Origin of the sequence: Bradyrhizobium sp. CCBAU 53351 (genome assembly GCF_015291745.1) — a bacterium.
In the GTDB taxonomy this organism is placed as follows: domain Bacteria; phylum Pseudomonadota; class Alphaproteobacteria; order Rhizobiales; family Xanthobacteraceae; genus Bradyrhizobium.
The window spans coordinates 6,488,710-6,504,379 of record NZ_CP030059.1 but is presented as its reverse complement, the minus strand read 5'-3'; the positions used below and the strand labels follow the sequence as shown (position 1 = coordinate 6,504,379).

The following is a 15,670-nucleotide window of genomic DNA, read 5'->3' as shown; positions in this document are numbered from 1 at the left end:
ACATCATGAGCATCACCCGCAGCATCCGCACGCCCATCATGCACCGCGCCGTCGAAGCCAATGGCTTCGTCTTCCTCGGCGGCACCATCGCCGACGACACCTCGGTCTCGATGGGCGAGCAGACCCGCAACATCCTCGGCAAGATCGCCGGCTATCTGAAGGAAGCGGGAACCGACAAGAGCCGCGTCGTCAGCGCCTCGATCTTCGTCACCGATCTCTCCAAGAAGAAGGAGATGGACGCGGCCTGGACCGAGTTCTTCGGCGACAATCTGCCGACCCGCGCCACCGTCGGCGTCGCCGATCTCGGCGGCAGCGCGCTGATCGAGGTGGTGGTCACCGCGCTGAAGGGCTGATGGCACAGCGACCAGGGACGATAGCGCCTCTCGCGCTGTCGTCTCCTCGCGCCGCGCCTTGATCTCGCCCTTCGAAGGGAATAGTTAGAGGCTCCCTCAACCAGGATCGTTCCAGCCATGGATTTCACCCCGACCGCAAAGCCCATCCGCCTTGCCCACGGGGAATTCCATGCCTGCCTCCATCATCCTGTCGAACCTGTCGCTGTCCACGCCTGACGGCCGTCCTCTTTTCTCCGACGTCGATCTGACATTTGCGGACGAGCGGACCGGTCTCGTCGGCCGCAATGGCGTCGGCAAGACGACGCTGCTTGCGTCGGTCTCAGGGGAGCACCTTCCTCAGTCCGGACGCGTTCTGGTCAACGGCAGCATCGGCCTGCTGCGTCAGGACGTGCAATGGCCGGCAAGCGCGACCGTGGCCGATCTGTTCGGCGTGCGGCCGGCGCTCGAGCTGCAGCGCCGAGCCGAGCGGGGCGAGGCCTCCGCCGACGATATCGCTGCGATCGACTGGACGCTCGATGCGCGGCTGGAGGCCGCGCTGGCGCGCCTCGGGTTCGCTTCCTCTCCCGACACCGAGCTGTCGTCCCTGTCCGGCGGCCAGATCACAAGGGTTCGGCTCGCGGCGTTGGTCTTTGCCGAGCCCGACTTCCTGCTGCTGGACGAGCCCACCAATAATCTCGACCAGGACGGACGCAAGGCCGTAACCGATCTGCTGGCAGCCTGGCGCGGCGGTGCGATCGTCGTCAGCCACGATCGGGACCTGCTCGACACCATGGATGTGATCGTCGAGCTGACGTCGCTCGGCGCCGCGCGCTACGGCGGCAATTGGAGCAGCTTTCGCGAACAGAAAGCCGTCGAGCTCGCCGCCGTCAGGCACGACCTCGCGCATGCCGAGAGGCGGCTGTCCGAGATCGACGGCAAGGCGCAGGAAGCCGCAGAGAAGAAAGCGCGTAAGGACAGCGGCGGCAGAAAGAAACGCGCCAAGGGCGACATGCCGCGCATCCTGGCCGGGGCGCGCAAGGATCGCAGCGAAGACACCGGGGGCAAGACTGCGCAGATCGCCGAGCGGCAGCGCGCAAACGCGCGCGAGGCCGTCGACGCGGCGCGTCGGCGCGTCGAGATTCTTCAGCCGCTTTCCGTCAAGCTGCCGGCGACGGGTCTGCCGGCGGGCAGGGAGGTGCTCTGGCTCGACGGCGTCAGTGCCGGCTACCGGCCGGAGCAGCCCATCTTGCGCGATCTCTCATTTGCGATCGTCGGGCCGGAGCGCGTCGCGCTGGTCGGGCCCAATGGCTCCGGCAAGACGACACTGCTGAAACTCGTCGCGGGCGAGCTGCGACCGCTTTCAGGCGTGGTACGGGTCAGGCCGGATTTCGCGCTGTTCGACCAAAAGGTCAGTCTGCTCGATCCGGGGCTCTCCATCCTGGACAATTTTCGGCGCCTCAATCCGGCAGCGGGTGCGAATGAGTGCCATGCCGCGCTGGCCCGGTTCATGTTTCGGGCCGATGCCGCCTTGCAAGGCGCCGGATGTTTGAGCGGCGGGCAAATGTTTCGCGCAGGGCTCGCCTGCGTGCTGGGCGGGCAGACGCCGCCGTCCCTCTTGATCCTGGACGAGCCGACCAATCATCTCGACCTCGAGTCCATCGAAGCCGTCGAAGCCGGATTGCGGGCCTATGACGGTGCGCTGCTCGTCGTCAGTCATGACGAATCGTTCTTGCAGGAAATCGGGATCACGCGGCGGATCGATGTTGCCGGCAAGTTGCCGCGCATCGATGGCGGGATCGTCTGACCCCGCCTGGCAGTTTTGAATTTGGCAGTGATTTTCAAAAACCCGACGCCCTGCCCCCAGCGCGTCGGGTGGAAAAAATGAGTATCAATTTCGTGATCCCAACCCGATTGTTGTGACGCCTGCCGCATCATTTTACTACTCCGGGAAACTACCGCGTCGGAACCTGCGGGCTTCGCGGTGCGCTGGCCTATGAGGCCGTGCTTCCACCCGGCTCCAGCGCCTCGCCGATCTCCAGCGGGTGGGCCATGGTCTCGTGCAGCGCCTCGCGGTCGAGCTCGCCTTCGGAGATGCTGATCACGACGCATGCAACGCCGTTGCCGATCAGATTGGTCAGCGCGCGGCACTCGCTCATGAACTTGTCGATGCCGACCAGGATCGCGATCGACTGGATCGGGATGTCAGGCACGATCGAGAGCGTCGCTGCGAGCGTGATGAAGCCGGCGCCGGTCACGCCCGAGGCACCCTTCGAGGTGATCATGGCGATGCCCAGGATGCCGAGCTCCTGCCAGATCGTCAGATGGGTGTTGGTCGCCTGCGCCAGGAACAGCGTCGCCAGCGTCATGTAGATGTTGGTGCCGTCGAGGTTGAAGCTGTAGCCGGTCGGGATCACGAGGCCGACCACCGAGCGCGAGGCGCCGAGATGCTCCATCTTCTGGATCATCTGCGGCAGCACCGTCTCCGAGGACGAGGTGCCGAGCACGATCAGGAGCTCGTCCTTGATGTAGGCGATGAAGCGCAGGATCGAGAAGCCGGCGAGCCGCGCGATCGCGCCCAGCACGATCAGCACGAACAGGATGCTCGTGAGATAGAACGTGCCGATCAGCGCCGCGAGGTTGAGCAGCGAGCCGAGGCCATAGGCGCCGACGGTGAACGCCATCGCGCCGAAGGCGCCGATCGGCGCGACGCGCACGATGATGCGGATGATGCCGAAGAACATCTTCGCGGCCTTGTCGATCGCATCCGCAATCGGTTCGCCGGCCTTGCCGAGGAAAGCGATGGCGAAGCCCGAGAGGATCGAGATCAGCAACACCTGCAACAGGTCGCCGCGGGCGATCGCGCCCAGATAGCTGTCGGGGATGATCGCCATCAGATGGGCGACGATGCCCTCTTCCTTGGCCTTGGTGACGTAGGTCGCCACCGATTTCGGATCGATCGTGGCGGGATCGATATTGAAGCCGTGGCCCGGCTGGAGGATTTCGCCGACCAGCAGGCCGACGGCGAGCGCGACCGTCGAGACCGCTTCGAAATAGATCAGCGACTTCAGCCCGACCCGGCCGACGCGCTTGAGGTCGCCCATCGAGGAGATGCCGTGCACGACGGTGCAGAAGATGACAGGCGCGATCATCATCTTGATCAGCGCGATGAAGCCGTCGCCGAGCGGCTTCAGAGCCTTGCCGAGATCGGGATAGACATAGCCGATCAGCACGCCGAGCGCGATCGCGATCAGGACCTGGACGTAGAGGATCTTGTACCAGGGTTGGTGCCGGCGGAGGATGGCTGGCTGGATCGCGACTTGTGTCATAGAGTGTGCCCTGAACGCATTGATGGTGCAGGATTCGGCTTGTGCATGACCTGCACCATGTGATGGCCGCCGCAGAAGTGACAATCACATTTTTGTCGGATCGCACGAAGATCGATCGTTGCACCGCAATTGGGGGGAACATGGCGACTGCGACCGGCTCCGGCCAGCAAACGCCGGGCTATTTTCCGCGCTGGAAACTCAGGACCACGGGCGTGATCATGCCGGAGGAGCGGCTGTCATGGGGGCAGACAATCGTCTCCGGTCTGCAGCATTGCGTCGCGATGTCCGGCTCGACGATCATCGCGCCGCTGCTGATGGGGTTCGATCCCAACGTTGCGGTCCTGTTCTCGGGCATCGGCACGCTGATCTTCTTCGTCATCGTCGCCGGGCGCGTGCCGAGCTATCTCGGCTCGAGCTTCGCGTTCATCGCCGTCGTCATCGCGGCTACCGGCTATGCCGGGCAGGGGGCGAATCCCAATATTTCGGTTGCGCTCGGCGGCATCGTTGGCGCCGGCGTGATCGCGCTGATCGTGATGTGGTCCGGTGTCGGCTGGATCGAGCGGCTGCTGCCGCCGGCTGTCACCGGCGCCGTGGTCGCCGCGATCGGCCTCAATCTCGCGCCCGTCGCGGTCAAGGCGGTGAGCGCCAATACGTTCGACACGGCAATCGGGCTCGCGACCGTTCTGATCATCGGCGTGGTCGCCGCCGCAGCCCCTGGCCTGTGGCGCAGGCTGCCGATCATCCTCGGCGCAATCGGCGGATATTTTCTGTATCTGCTGTTCGCGAACGGTCTCGGCTTCGGCAAGCCAATCGACTTCACCCAGCTTTCGGCCGCGCCGTGGTTCGGCCTGCCGAATTTCACAACGCCGACGTTCCAAGCCGACGCCATCTTCCTGATCGCGCCGGTCGCCGTCATTCTAGTTGCCGAGAACCTCGGCCACATCAAGGCCGTCGGCGCCATGACGGGCCGCAGTCTCGATGCCTATCTCGGCCGCGCCTTGTTCGCCGACAGCCTGGCGACCATCGTCGCGGCCTGCGGCGGCGGCACGGGCGTCACCACCTATGCCGAGAATATCGGCGTCATGGCCGCGACCAAGGTCTATTCGACATTGCTGTTCGCCTTCGCTGCCATCGTGTCGATCCTGCTCGGCTTCTCGCCGAAATTCGGCGCGCTGATCCTGTCGATCCCGGGCCCCGTCATCGGCGGCCTCTCGATCGTGCTGTTCGGCCTGATCGCGGCGATGGCGGGCCGGATCTGGGTCGAGAATAAGGTCGACTTTGCAAATCCTGCAAACCTGATCACCGTGGCCGTGGCGTTGACCGCGGGCGCCGGCGATCTCACGCTCAAATTCGGATCGGCACCGCAACCTTTGGCGCGATCATCCTCTATCAGATCCTGACCTCGCCACTCGCGCGCCGCGCGGAATGAATCCCAGGGATGCACTGAAGGGATGGAACAAAAGGCGCTTTCCGTCGATGATGAGGCATTCCGGAGAGAACCCATGCCGCAACTCGATCGCTCGACTTCGTTTCCCTCGCGCCTCGTCGGCCAATACGCGCTGGTGACCGGTGCCTCGCAGGGCATTGGCCGTGCCGTCGCCATCCGGCTTGCCCAGGAAGGCGCGACCGTCGCCATCAATTATTTCGAGCACGATGACCGGGCGGAGGAGACGCTCGCGCTGGCGCGGGCCGCTTCGCGCGATCGCGGCCACGGCGCGCCCGATCATTGCATCGTCAAGGCCAATGTCGGCGATGAGCAGGAGATTGCTGCGATGTTCGAGACGATCCTTTCGCGCTGGAAGCGTCTCGATTGTCTCGTCAACAACGCCGGTTTCCAGAAGGAATCGCCGAGCGAGGCGCTCGATATCGAAACCTATCGCCGGATCATCGACGTCAACCTGAACGGCGCCGTGCTCTGCGCGCAGAAGGCACTCGCGCATTTCGTCAAGCGCGGGGCAGGGGGCAGCATCATCAACTGCTCCAGCGTCCACCAGATCATTCCGAAGCCCGGCTATCTCGCTTATTCGATCAGCAAGGGCGGCATGGCCAATCTGACGCGCACGCTGGCGCTGGAGTTCGCCAGCCGCGGCATTCGCGTCAACGCGGTCGGTCCCGGCGCGATCGACACGCCGATCAACGAGGCCTGGACCGGCGATCCCGAGAAACGCGGCGTCGTCACCTCCCACATTCCCATGGGGCGCGTCGGCACGCCGGAGGAGATCGCTGCGGTGTTCGCCTTCCTCGCCTCCGATGATGCGAGCTACATCACCGGGCAGACCCTCTATGCCTGCGGAGGCCTGACGCTATTCCCCGAATTTCGCGAGAACTGGGCGAGCTGAAGGTCAGCGCGGCTGCGGCGACGAAGGTCCGGACCGGATAGGGGACTGCGGCGCCGTGTGCTATCGACCGTGGACGGCGCTGCCGCTATTGCCAAGCGCCGACACGTGAAGGGCTCGTGACCACAAATATCAACATCAATGCCTACAGCGACGCGCTGGTGGTGCTCGGGACCGCCGGCGTCGTGGTGCCGATGGTCCGCCATTGGGGCATCAATCCCGTGCTGGGCTATCTCGGTGCCGGCGCCATTCTCGGCCCGCTCGGGCTCGGCTCGCTCGTTCGCGATATCCCGTTCCTGTACTGGTTCACGGTGACGGATGCGCAGAACGTCGAGGGGATCGCCAATCTCGGCATCGTCTTCCTGCTGTTCCTGATCGGGCTCGAGCTGTCGTTCCGGCGGCTCGTCACGATGCGGCGGCTGGTGTTCGGACTCGGCGGCTTGCAGGTCCTCGTAACATCCGCCCTGATTTTCGGCGTCACGCGTGTCTCCGGACAAAGCTCCGATACGGCCGTCATCCTCGGTGCCAGCCTTGCGCTGTCCTCGACGGCGATCGTGCTCGAGCTCCTGTCCGCCGAGAGGCGGCTCGCGACCACGACCGGGCGTGCCAGCTTTTCGGTGCTGCTGGCCCAGGACCTCGCAGTGGTTCCCATTCTGGTTTTTGTCTCGGTGCTCGGCGCAGGCAGCGGCGGCTCCGTGCTAGGGCACATCTCCAGCGCGATCCTGAAGGCGGTCGTGGCGGTCGCTTTTCTCATTTTGGTCGGACGGCTGCTGATGCGTCCGCTCTTCCAAATGGTCGCCGGCACCCATTCGACGGAATTGTTCGTCGCCGCGACCCTGTTCGTCATCGTCGGCGCAGGCCTTGCCGCGCACCAGGCCGGCCTGTCGATGGCGCTCGGAGCCTTCGTTGCAGGCTTGATGCTGGCGGAGACCGAATATGGCAAGGCCATCGAGGCTACCGTCGAGCCGTTCAAGGGCCTGCTGCTCGGCATCTTCTTCTTCACCGTCGGCATGGCTATCGACTTCCGCGTGTTCATGCGCGAGCCCGGCTGGCTGCTGGCGGCCGTCATCGGCATTCTCGCCGGCAAGGCGATCGTGCTCATCATCCTCGGCCGCCTGTTCAGGCTGTCATGGCCGTCGGCGATCGAGATCGGTTTCCTGCTGGGCCCCGTCGGCGAATTCGCCTTCGTCAGCATCGGAATGGCCGCGGCCGCCGGCCTGATCGAGCCTCGCGTGTCGGGCTTTGCCGTCGCCCTCACGGCCGTGACGATGGCGTTGACACCCCTGTTGAACGTGCTTGCCCAGCGATTGGCCGCCAAGCTGAGGAGCGAGCGCACGGCCGATCCCGAGCTCGCGGTGCGGCCGCCCGGCGACCGGGCGCAAGCCATCGTGATCGGCTACGGCCGCGTCGGAAAGGTCGTCTGCTCGCTGCTGACGAGCCATGGCCTCGACTACATCGCGGTCGATCACGAGGCCGTCGCCGTGGCGCGTGACCGCCGCGACGGCCACAAGGTCTATTTTGGCGATGCGACAGAACCGGGCTTCCTCGAGGCCTGCGGCCTGATGCAGACCACTGGTGTGATCATCACCATCCAATCGCGACCGGCGATCGACGCGGTCGTCGAGCGGATCCGCGCGGTGCGGCCGGATGTGCTGATCGTGTCGCGCGCGCGGGATGCCGAGCATGCCCGCCATCTCTATGCGATCGGCGCAACCGACGCTGTGCCCGAAACCATCGAGGCCAGCCTGCAGTTGTCCGAAGCCGCGCTGGTCGGCCTCGGGGTTGCGGTCGGGCACGCGATAGCCTCGGTGCACGAGAAGCGGGACGAATTCCGGCTGACATTGCAGCGGGCCGCGCGCATCGCAGGCGAGGAGAAGGTTCGCCCGCTCGATCTCACGAGACGCGGGGCCCCGCGATAACGGGCCGGGCCGCCGTGATCTGGCAAAACCCGATGGCGCGGACTACATCTGCCTCATGGCAAACGCTCCGCTGGCAACCCCTCCGCTCCAGGATTTCGTCGACCGGCACGATAGGCTGTTCGTGCTGACCGGCGCCGGCTGCAGCACCAATTCGGGCATCCCCGATTATCGCGACAGCAATGGCAATTGGAAGCGGACCCAGCCGGTCAACTTCCAATCCTTCATGTCGGACGAGCTTACGCGGCAGCGCTATTGGGCCCGCAGCCTGATCGGCTGGCGGCGGTTCGGCCAGGCGAAGCCGAACGACGCGCATCACGCGCTCGCGCGGCTCGAGGCGAGCGGGCGCTGCGAGATGCTGCTGACCCAGAACGTCGACCGGCTGCATCAATCCGCCGGCCACCGCCAGGTGATCGATTTGCACGGACGGCTCGACCTGGTCCGCTGCATGGGCTGCGGGGCGAAGACGCCGCGGAGCGAATTCCAGGATGCGCTCGGCCGCGCCAATGCGGAATGGCTGATGCTCGATGCCGCCGATGCGCCCGATGGCGACGCCGATCTGGAGCACGCGGAATTCTCGTCCTTCCAGGTACCTGCTTGCGAAACCTGCGGCGGCATCCTCAAGCCCGACGTCGTGTTCTTCGGCGAGAACGTCCCGCGCGACATCGTCGCGACCGCGCAGGACCATCTGTCGCAGGCCGATGCCATGCTGATCGTCGGCTCGTCGCTGATGGTCTATTCCGGATTCCGCTTCGTAAAGGCTGCCGCGCAGCGCAACATTCCGATTGCGGCGGTCAATCTCGGCCGCACCCGTGCCGACGATCTCCTGACGCTCAAGGTCGAGGAGCGCTGCGAGGCGGCGCTTGCATTCCTGCTCTGATCGCGCGGGCTGCGAACACGCCTTGCCTATTGCATAGGTGCCGCGCAAAATAGCCGGGCACGGCGTTGCCGGCATGCCTCATGGCACGGGAATTGCTGCGCTTTCAGCCACAGTCTAGACGATCAGCACGGAGAATTTGGAATGCTTGAGGGAGCCGAGGTGCGGCTTGCCGTCGATATCGGTGGCACGTTCACCGACATCGTGCTGGACGTGGGCGAGGCGCGCAAGACGCGCAAGCTGCTGACGACGCCGCAGCGGCCCGAGCAGGCGGTGTTGGACGGCATGCGTCTCATTCTTGCCGACGCGCGCGCCCATATCAGTGACATCGACGTCTTCATTCACGGCACCACGCTGGCGACCAACGCGATCATCGAGCGCCGCGGAGCCAGGACGGCCCTGATCGCGACCGACGGCTTCCGCGACGTGCTCGATATCGGCACCGAAAGCCGCTACGACCAGTACGATCTCGGCATCGACAAGCCGAGGCCGCTGGCGCCGCGCAGCCTGCGTTTCACCGTGCCCGAGCGCGTCGATGCCCATGGCGCCGTCCGCCTCCCGCTGGACGAGGCGGCAGTGCGCGCACTCGCGCCAAGATTGCGCGAGCTGGGCGTCGAGAGCGTCGCGATCGCCTTCCTGCACTCCTACGCCAATCCCGAGCACGAGCGCCGCGCCGCCGCGATCCTGGCCGATGAGATGCCCGGCATCTCCGTGACCGTGTCCTCCGCCGTCTGTCCCGAGATCCGTGAGTATGAACGCACATCGACTGCGGTCGCGAATGCCTATGTGCAACCGCTGATCGACGGTTATCTCGCCCGCATGGCCGACGCCTTGCAGGTCGAACAGTTCCGCGGCGCGATCTACCTCGTCACTTCGGGCGGCGGCGTCACCTCGATCGAGACGGCGCGGCGTTTTCCGGTACGTCTCGTCGAATCCGGCCCCGCCGGCGGCGCGATCTTCGCGGCGCAGATCGCGGCAAGGCTTGGCGAGAGCAAGGTGCTGTCCTTCGACATGGGCGGCACCACCGCAAAGATCTGCCTGATCGAGAAATACCAGCCCGAGACCTCGCGCGTGTTCGAGGTCGATCGCGCCGCGCGCTTCCTCAAGGGCTCCGGTCTGCCGGTGCGCATTCCCGTGATCGAAATGGTCGAGATCGGCGCCGGCGGCGGCTCGATCGCGCATGTCGACGCCATGAAGCGCGTCACGGTCGGCCCGGAGAGCGCCTCGTCGGAGCCGGGCCCCGCCTGCTACGGCCGCGGCGGCCAGCGTCCGGCGGTGACCGATGCGGACGTTGCGCTGGGCATGATCGATCCCGATGCGTTCGCCGCCGGCACGATCAAGCTCGACCCCGAGCTGTCGAAGCAGGCGCTGCTGCGCGACGTCGGCGAGCCGCTCGGCCTGTCCGCGGAAACCGCGGCCTATGCCGTGCACGAAGTCGTCTGCGAGAACATGGCGAGTGCGGCGCGCGTCCACGCGGTCGAGCGCGGCGAGATCGTCGGTCAGCACACCTTGATCGCGTTCGGCGGCGCCGCGCCGCTGCATGCGGCGCGCGTTGCCGAGAAGATCGGCGTCTCCCGGGTGATCGTGCCGTCGAATGCCGGCGTCGGCTCGGCCGTCGGCTTCCTGGCCGCTCCCATCGCCTATGAGCTGGTGCGCAGCCGCCATGTCCGGCTCGACGATTTCGACACCGAGGGGGTCTCCGACCTCTTGCAGGAGATGGTGACCGAGGCGCGCGCTTTGGTCGAGCCTGGCGCTGCCGGTGCGCCGGTGCGCGAGCGCCGTGCCGCCTTCATGCGCTATGTCGGCCAGGGTCATGAGATCTCCGTCGAGCTGCCGAACCGGCGGCTGACGGCAGCCGATCTCGCGGGCCTCCGCCAGAAGTTCGAGGCGGACTATTCCGCGATGTTCGAGCGGGCCATTCCAGGCGCGGCGATCGAAGTCTTGAGTTGGTCGGTGCTGGCGACCACCGAGGCGCGCAATCCGCCGGCCGTTGCTTCCGTCGCGCGCAAGCCCGCGGCCAAGGCGTCCGGCAGCCGGAAGTTCTTCGACGGCCGCGCCGGCGAGGTCATCGAGATCCCGCTCTATCGCCGCGAGGACATGGTGCCGGGCGCGACCATTGCGGGACCCGCCGTGATCGCGGAGGACGAAACATCTACTTTTGTCTCGACCAGTTTCGACGCGCATATCGACGGTGCCGGCAGCATCGTCATGGAACGAAAGGCGGCCTGATCATGAGCAAGGCAAATGGCGCAAGCCTGATCGACCTTCAAATCATGTGGCACCGGCTGATCGCCGTGGTCGAGGAGCAGGCGCAGGTGCTGCTGCGCACCGCCTTCAGCCCGATCGTGCGCGAATGCGGCGACCTCTCCGCCGGCGTGTTCGACCTCAGGGGGCGCATGCTGGCGCAGGCGGTGACCGGCACGCCCGGTCACGTCAACTCGATGGCGGAATCGGTCAAGCACTTCATCAACCATTTTCCGCTGGAGACGATGAAGGAGGGTGATGCCTACATCACCAACGACCCCTGGATGGGCACCGGCCATCTCAACGATTTCGTCGTCACCACTCCCTGCTTCAAAGACGGCAAGGTCGTCGCGCTATTCTCCTGCACCAGCCATCTCATGGACATCGGCGGCATCGGCTTCGGGCCTGACGCCACCGACGTGTTCATGGAGGGGCTCTACATCCCCATGCTGAAACTGATCGACCAGGGCATCGTCAACGAGACGCTGATGGCGATGATCCGCACCAACACGCGCCTGCCGATCGACACCGAGGGCGACACCTATTCGCTCGCCGGCTGCAACGACGTCGGCTGCGAGCGCCTGGTCGAGATGATGACCGAGTTCGGCATCGACACGCTGGACGAGCTCGGCGACTACATCTGCGATCGCTCGCGCGAGGCCGTGCTGGCGGAGATCGCAAAGCTGCCGAAGGGCAGCTGGCGCAACACGATGGTCGTCGACGGCTATGATGCGCCGGTGACGCTGGCGGCGACGCTGACGATCTCGGACGACGGCATCCACGTCGATTTCGACGGCACGTCCGCCGCCTCGAAATTCGGCATCAACGTGCCGCTGTCCTACACCACCGCCTACACCGTGTTCGGCCTCGGCTGCGTCGTCGCCTCGCAAATCCCGAACAATGCCGGCTCGCTCTCGCCGCTGACGGTCTCGGCGCCGGCGGGCGCGATCCTCAATGCGCCGAAGCCGGCGCCCGTGGCCTCCCGCCACATCATCGGCCAGATGCTGCCCGACGTGGTGTTCGGCTGCCTGCGTCAGATCATCCCCGAGCGCGTGCCGGCGGAGGGCACCTCCTGCCTGTGGAATCTCAACGTCCGCGGCCAGACCCGTTCCGGCGTCGGCGGCAATTACGGGTTCTCGATGGCGGTGACGTCCAATGGCGGCACCGGCGCGCGCTTCGGCAAGGACGGCCTGTCAGCCACCGCCTATCCAAGCGGCGTGCGCGGCACGCCGGTCGAGATCGCGGAGACGCAGACGCCGTTGATCTTCTGGCGCAAGGAGCTGCGTCCGGATTCCGGCGGGGCAGGGCGCACCCGCGGCGGTCTCGGCCAGATCATCGAGGTCGGCAGCGGGGTCGATGCGCCGTTCGACATCCTCGCGGCCTTCGACCGCATCGATCATCCGCCGCGCGGACGCGATGGCGGCAAGAACGGCGAAGCCGGCTATGTCGGTCTCAAGTCCGGCAAGAAGCTGCGCGGCAAGGGCTTTCAGCAGGTGCCGCCGGACGACCGCCTCGTGGTGCTGACGCCCGGCGGTGCCGGCATCGGCGCGCCGACCGAGCGCGATCGCGCGGCGGTCCAGAACGATATCGAAAGCGGGCTCGTGTCCGCGGACAATGCTGTTGCAGTTTATGGATATGCGCGCTGACGGTGTCAGTGCACGTGGTAACAAACGGAGGAGCTCGATGATCACGCGACGGAATTTCACCGCGGGCGCAGCGACGCTGCTCGCCGCCGGCCACATCTCGACCCGCGCCCGGGCAGCGACGACGAGCTGGGACATGTCGACGGTCTGGCCCGACGGCAATTTCCACACCCAGAACGCGATGGCCTTCGCGGAGGAGGTGAAGAAGCAGACGGGCGGCGCGGTCGCCATCACCGTGAAGGCCGGCGGCCAACTCGGCTTCAAGGGGCCCGAGCATCTGCGCGCCGTGCGCGACGGCCTGGTGCCGCTCGCCGACGTCCTCAACATCCAGCAGGTCGGCGACGAGCCCTTCATGGGCGTCGAGAGCATTCCGTTCCTCTGCGGCTCCGTGGACGAGCTGAAGGTGCTGCACAAATACGTGCGGCCCGAATACGAGAAGATTGCCGCGCGCAACAACCAGAAGATCCTCTACATCGTGCCGTGGCCGACGCAGTATCTGCACCTCAAGGCCAAGGTCGCCGACGTCGAGGGCCTGAAGAACATCAAGATCCGCGTGCCCGACAAGAATGCGGTGGACATGCTGAATGCGATCGGCATGGCGGCGGTGATGATCCCCTGGGGCGAGACGATCCCCGCGCTCGCCTCGGGCGCCGTATCGGGCGTCTCCACTTCGTCGGTATCAGGTGTCGACGGCAAGTTCTGGGAATTCCTGAAATATGTGTACCCGACCAACCACGTCTGGTCGTCGCAGATGCTCACCGTCAATCTCGATTCCTGGAAGGCGCTTACCGCGGACCAGCAGAAGCTCGTGACGGACATCGCGGCAAAGATGGAGCCGGGCTTCTGGGCGAACTCGCTCAAGGCCGACGTCGACAGCCTCAACCGCCTCAAGGAAGGCGGCATGGAGGTGGTGCCGGTCTCTGACGCGATGATGAAGGACATCCGCGCCAAGACCGCGCCGCAGCTGGACGCCTTCCTCAAGCGCGTGCCGGCGGCCGACAAGCCGGTGCGGGCCTATCTCGCCGACATGAAGCGCGGCTGAGGGCCGCGTCGTGGTGAGCGTTTCGCCCGAAGCACCACAGAGCCTCAACGCAGCGGCGCCCGCGCCGTTGCGCATCCTGCTCGACGGCATCGATCGTCTCGGCCGGCTCGACGGCTGGATCGGCGGCGGCTGCCTGTTGATGCTGACGCTGCTGATGCTGTGCGAGGTCGCGACGCGGTTCCTGTCGAACTTCCTGCCGTTCTTTCCGCCGAGCATCTCGATCGCCTGGGAGTATTCCTCCTATCTGATGGCGGCGTCATTCACCTTCGGCGCCGCCATGACCTTGCGGGTCGGCGGCCACATCCGCGTCGTGCTGCTCCTGAAGAACGCCCCAGTGGCGGTGCAGCGCGCGCTCGAGATCCTCTCGGCCGCGGCCGGTTTCGCCTTCATGGCCTTCCTGACATCGTCGATGGCGAAGTTCGCCTTTGCCGCGTACACGCGCGGCCAGGTCTCGACCTCGAGCGATACGCCGCTGTGGTTTCCGGAAGCCGTCGTCACCTTCGGCATGCTGCTGCTCACGCTGCAGTTCCTGGCGCGCGCGATCCAGGCCGTGCTCGGCCTGCCGCTGGAAGATCACCGCATGAAGGCCTCGCCCGTCGAATGACCGCCTTGCCCGCGCCCGGATTTAGGATCGCATGACCATCGAAGTCGTTGCCCTGTTCGCGATCCTGTTTGCGCTGCTGGCCTGCGGCGTGTGGATCGGCCTGACGCTTGCGCTCACCGCGACGCTGCTGCTCGCGATGTTCCGGTCGATCCCGCTCGACAAGCTGTTGCCGCAATACGCCTGGAACATCCTGACCACGCAGGAACTGCTGGCGCTGCCGCTCTTCATCCTGATGGGCGAGCTCTTGTTCCGCACGCGCCTGTCGCGCTCGCTGTTCCAGGGGCTGGCGCCCTGGGCCGGGCTGCTGCCGGGCCGTCTCCTGCATGTCAACGTGATCGGCTGCACCATCTTCGCGGCGATCTCGGGCTCGTCGGCCGCGACCACGCAGGTGATCGGCCGCATGTCGCTCAACGAGCTGTTGCGCCGTGGCTATTCCCGCGACATCGCGATCGGCTCGCTCGCCGGCGCCGGCACGCTGGGCTTCCTGATTCCGCCGTCCAACATCATGATCATCTACGGCGTGCTCGGCGACGTCTCGATTCTCAAGCTGTTCACGGCCGGCGTGCTGCCTGGGTTCCTGCTCGCCGCCAGCTTCATGGCCTGGGTGATGCTGCACACCAGCCTCAAGCCCGCGATGGTGCCGGAGACCGAGGCAAAACTCTCGCAGGTGCCGTGGGGCGAGCGCTTCGCCGCGCTGAAGGATCTCGCGCCCGCGCTGTTCCTGATCGCCTGCGTGCTCGGCTCGATGTATGGCGGGCTCGCCACTCCGTCGGAAGCCGCCGCCGTCGGCGTGCTCGGCGCGGCGCTGGTCGCCTGGGCGCAGGGCGCGATGTCGCAGCAGGTGATGCGCGACGTCTTGATCGGCTCGGTCGTCACCTGCTCGATGATCGCGCTGATCGTGCTCGGGGCCTCGATCCTCGGCAATGCCGCGGCCTTCCTCGGCATTCCCCAGGCGGTCGCCGCCTTCGTCAAGGGGCTCGGCCTGTCGCCCTTCATGCTGATCGTCGTGCTGGTCATCTTCTACCTCGTCCTCGGCTGCTTCCTCGACGGCTTCTCGATGATCGTGATGACGCTGCCGATCGTGCTGCCGATCGTGAAGGGCGCGGGCTTCGACGAGGTCTGGTTCGGCGTCTTCCTGGTGCTCGCGGTCGAGATGGCGCAGATCACCCCGCCGGTCGGCTTCAACCTGTTCGTGATCCAGGGCCTGACGGACGACGGCCTCGGCTACATCGCGCGCGTCACGATGCCGTATCTGATGATCATGGTCGGCTTCGTGCTGCTGCTGACGCTGTGGCCGGGCATCGTCACGATCCTGCCGCGGGTGCTGTACGGGTAATTCGCTCCTGGAGC

11 protein-coding genes and 1 pseudogene are annotated in these 15,670 nt (G+C 65.9%); 11 read left to right on the top strand and 1 reads right to left on the bottom strand.

Annotated features, from left to right (window positions below):
• Positions 1-5: 5 nt before the first annotated feature.
• Together XH83_RS30905 and XH83_RS30900 are read left to right on the top strand one after the other, a co-directional pair.
• Entirely contained in the window at positions 6-353 is a 348-nt protein-coding gene (locus XH83_RS30905; protein ID WP_018317734.1) for a RidA family protein, read from the top strand.
• Positions 354-522: 169 nt separating this feature from the next.
• The gene (locus tag XH83_RS30900; RefSeq protein WP_194404374.1) at positions 523-2,136 is read left to right on the top strand and encodes an ABC-F family ATP-binding cassette domain-containing protein; all 1,614 of its coding nucleotides are present in this window, start codon (positions 523-525) and stop codon (positions 2,134-2,136) included.
• Positions 2,137-2,323: 187 nt separating this feature from the next.
• Here XH83_RS30900 and XH83_RS30895 read toward each other — a convergent pair whose 3' ends face one another.
• Positions 2,324-3,658 (bottom strand): dicarboxylate/amino acid:cation symporter, encoded by a 1,335-nt coding sequence (locus tag XH83_RS30895; RefSeq protein WP_194404373.1) that lies wholly within the window; start codon positions 3,656-3,658, stop codon positions 2,324-2,326.
• 140 nt (positions 3,659-3,798) lie between these two features.
• On the opposite strand from XH83_RS30895, the pseudogene XH83_RS30890 reads away from it, so the two are divergent.
• The 9 genes and pseudogenes from XH83_RS30890 to XH83_RS30850 all read left to right on the top strand — a co-directional run bounded on the left by XH83_RS30890 (position 3,799) and on the right by XH83_RS30850 (position 15,656).
• Positions 3,799-5,087 (top strand): annotated as a pseudogene (locus XH83_RS30890) (solute carrier family 23 protein).
• A gap of 73 nt (positions 5,088-5,160) precedes the next feature.
• Positions 5,161-5,997, top strand: coding sequence for an SDR family oxidoreductase (locus XH83_RS30885; RefSeq protein WP_194404372.1), 837 nt, complete (start codon positions 5,161-5,163; stop codon positions 5,995-5,997).
• Positions 5,998-6,113: 116 nt separating this feature from the next.
• The gene (locus XH83_RS30880; RefSeq protein ID WP_194404371.1) at positions 6,114-7,913 is read left to right on the top strand and encodes a cation:proton antiporter; all 1,800 of its coding nucleotides are present in this window, start codon (positions 6,114-6,116) and stop codon (positions 7,911-7,913) included.
• 55 nt (positions 7,914-7,968) lie between these two features.
• The gene (locus XH83_RS30875; RefSeq protein WP_194404370.1) at positions 7,969-8,790 is read left to right on the top strand and encodes an NAD-dependent protein deacetylase; all 822 of its coding nucleotides are present in this window, start codon (positions 7,969-7,971) and stop codon (positions 8,788-8,790) included.
• 141 nt (positions 8,791-8,931) lie between these two features.
• Positions 8,932-11,016 carry a hydantoinase/oxoprolinase family protein gene (locus XH83_RS30870; protein WP_194404369.1) on the top strand — a complete coding sequence of 695 codons (2,085 nt, stop codon included), beginning with the start codon at positions 8,932-8,934 and terminating at the stop codon, positions 11,014-11,016.
• 2 nt (positions 11,017-11,018) lie between these two features.
• Positions 11,019-12,677, top strand: a complete 1,659-nt coding sequence (locus XH83_RS30865; protein WP_194404368.1) for a hydantoinase B/oxoprolinase family protein — start codon at positions 11,019-11,021, stop codon at positions 12,675-12,677.
• Positions 12,678-12,714: 37 nt separating this feature from the next.
• On the top strand, positions 12,715-13,716 hold the full coding sequence (locus tag XH83_RS30860; RefSeq protein WP_194404367.1) for a TRAP transporter substrate-binding protein: 1,002 nt from the start codon (positions 12,715-12,717) through the stop codon (positions 13,714-13,716).
• A 10-nt stretch (positions 13,717-13,726) separates the two neighbouring features.
• Entirely contained in the window at positions 13,727-14,320 is a 594-nt protein-coding gene (locus tag XH83_RS30855) for a TRAP transporter small permease subunit (RefSeq protein WP_194404366.1), read from the top strand.
• A gap of 31 nt (positions 14,321-14,351) precedes the next feature.
• Positions 14,352-15,656: a TRAP transporter large permease gene (locus XH83_RS30850; protein WP_194404365.1), complete on the top strand. Its 1,305-nt coding sequence runs from the start codon at positions 14,352-14,354 to the stop codon at positions 15,654-15,656.
• Positions 15,657-15,670 lie beyond the last annotated feature (14 nt).

Coding starts and splice junctions, on each gene's coding strand:
- XH83_RS30905 (WP_018317734.1), top strand. CDS start 6: ATGAGCATCACCCGCAGCATCCGCACGCCCATCATGCACCGCGCCGTC.
- XH83_RS30900 (WP_194404374.1), top strand. CDS start 523: ATGCCTGCCTCCATCATCCTGTCGAACCTGTCGCTGTCCACGCCTGAC.
- XH83_RS30895 (WP_194404373.1), bottom strand. CDS start 3,658: ATGACACAAGTCGCGATCCAGCCAGCCATCCTCCGCCGGCACCAACCC.
- XH83_RS30885 (WP_194404372.1), top strand. CDS start 5,161: ATGCCGCAACTCGATCGCTCGACTTCGTTTCCCTCGCGCCTCGTCGGC.
- XH83_RS30875 (WP_194404370.1), top strand. CDS start 7,969: ATGGCAAACGCTCCGCTGGCAACCCCTCCGCTCCAGGATTTCGTCGAC.
- XH83_RS30870 (WP_194404369.1), top strand. CDS start 8,932: ATGCTTGAGGGAGCCGAGGTGCGGCTTGCCGTCGATATCGGTGGCACG.
- XH83_RS30865 (WP_194404368.1), top strand. CDS start 11,019: ATGAGCAAGGCAAATGGCGCAAGCCTGATCGACCTTCAAATCATGTGG.
- XH83_RS30860 (WP_194404367.1), top strand. CDS start 12,715: ATGATCACGCGACGGAATTTCACCGCGGGCGCAGCGACGCTGCTCGCC.
- XH83_RS30850 (WP_194404365.1), top strand. CDS start 14,352: ATGACCATCGAAGTCGTTGCCCTGTTCGCGATCCTGTTTGCGCTGCTG.